At 59.7% G+C, this 1724-nt stretch carries 1 protein-coding gene; it reads left to right on the top strand.

Annotation, left to right across the window (positions count from 1 at the left end; all coding sequences use genetic code 11):
* The first annotated feature begins 273 nt into the window (after nucleotides 1–273).
* Nucleotides 274–1677 (top strand): IS110 family transposase, encoded by a 1404-nt coding sequence (locus C5P05_RS15940; protein WP_232834527.1) that lies wholly within the window; start codon nucleotides 274–276, stop codon nucleotides 1675–1677.
* Nucleotides 1678–1724: the final 47 nt, after the last annotated feature.

Raw genomic sequence — 1724 nt, 5'->3', positions numbered from 1 at the left:
CGTTAGCGATCCAGCCGGCCGCGCCCGGACTCCGTGCCGAAGAAACTTGAGCCGTGCGTGAGGTACCGTTGAGGGGCACGCCACACATGACCGGTAAGCCATTGGTGCCTTTGTGGCCCGTACGTTAGCGTGGTTGGGTTGCGTCTTCGACATTGGTGAGGCTCATGGCTGCCATTGTGGTGGCGATGACCATCCCGTTTAAGAGACTGAGCATTCAAGACGTTTTTCCCGCGTGGTGCGCATCGTTGAACTCTCAATCAAAGGAGTCCGTTCATGTCCCAGCCTATCAACAAATCTGCCCCGAGCACACCACCGTCCAAGACCAAACCTCTACGTAAGCGATCCAAAGCATCGATCTTGAGCATCGCCTATCCCGATGCCTGTGGCATCGATATCGGTGCCACCAGTCATTTCGTGGCCGTGCCATCAGGCCGTGACGATGAGCCGGTGCGAGAATTCCCAGCCTTCACCGCCGATCTGGAGCGCCTGATGCAATGGTTGCGCCAGTGCGCCATCACGGCCGTGGCGATGGAATCCACCGGCGTGTACTGGATCCCCTTGTTCGAAATGCTGGATGCCGCCGGGTTTGAAGTCCACCTGGTCAACGCTCGCCACGTCAGGAATGTGCCGGGTCGCAAGAGCGACGTGTTGGACTGCCAGTGGCTGCAGCAACTGATGAGTTACGGACTGCTGCGCGGTGGTTTCCGCCCCGCTGAGGAAGTCTGTGCGCTGCGTGCCGTCTGGCGCCACCGCGACATGCTGCTGTCCTATCAGGCACGCCATGTCCAGCATTTACAGAAGGCAATGACGCAGATGAATGTACAACTGCACCACGTCATCTCCGACATCATGGGGGTGACCGGCCAGGCCATCGTGCGCGCCATCGTTGCGGGCGAGCGTGATGCCGCCACCCTGGCCAAACTGCGGGATCGACGCATCAAGGCCGACGAGGCTGAGGTCGCCGCAGCGCTACAGGGTAACTGGCGCGACGAGCACCTGTTTGCCCTCAAGCAGGCCCTGGCCTTGATCGACGCCTATGCCGCCCAGATCACCGAGTGCGATGGCAAGCTGCAGCAGTTGCTGGGGGCGCTGAAGGGGCATGCATTGCCAGAGGCCGGATTGGGGACTCCCAAACGCGGCACACCGGCCAAGAATTCGGTGCGCTTTGATGCGCGTACCTCCCTGTTCGAGGCCAGTGGGGTTGACCTGACACGCATACCCGGCATTGATACCAGCACCGCGTTGAAAGTCATCAGTGAGATTGGTGTCGATCTGGCACGTTTTCCCACAGTCAAGCATTTCACCTCGTGGTTGGGCTTGTGTCCGGGCACCAAGATTTCGGGCGGTAAAGTGCTCTCAAGTGCCACCAAACCCTGTGCCAACCGGGCCGCCCAGGCCTTGCGCATGGCCGCGCAGGCGCTGCGCAAGAGTCAAACCGCACTGGGCGCCCATCACCGCCGGTTGTGTTCGCGCATGGATAAACCCAAGGCCATCACGGCCAGTGCGCACAAGCTGGCCCGACTGGTCTATTTCATGCTGACCAGGGGGCAAGCCTTTGTCGAGGCCGGGCAGGACGAGTATGAGGAGCGCTACCGTCAAAGAGTGGTGCAAAATCTCACTCGTCGGGCTCACCAATTGGGCTTTCAACTTACACCACAGCAAACCTCCTCAGCATGATTTCAAATATCCGATTTCTCAAGGCTGCTGGGGAAGTTTCTTAAGAG

The organism is Rhodoferax ferrireducens (assembly GCF_003347515.1).
Classification (GTDB): Bacteria; Pseudomonadota; Gammaproteobacteria; order Burkholderiales; family Burkholderiaceae_C; genus Rhodoferax.
This window is presented reverse-complemented; position numbering and strand designations above follow the sequence as displayed.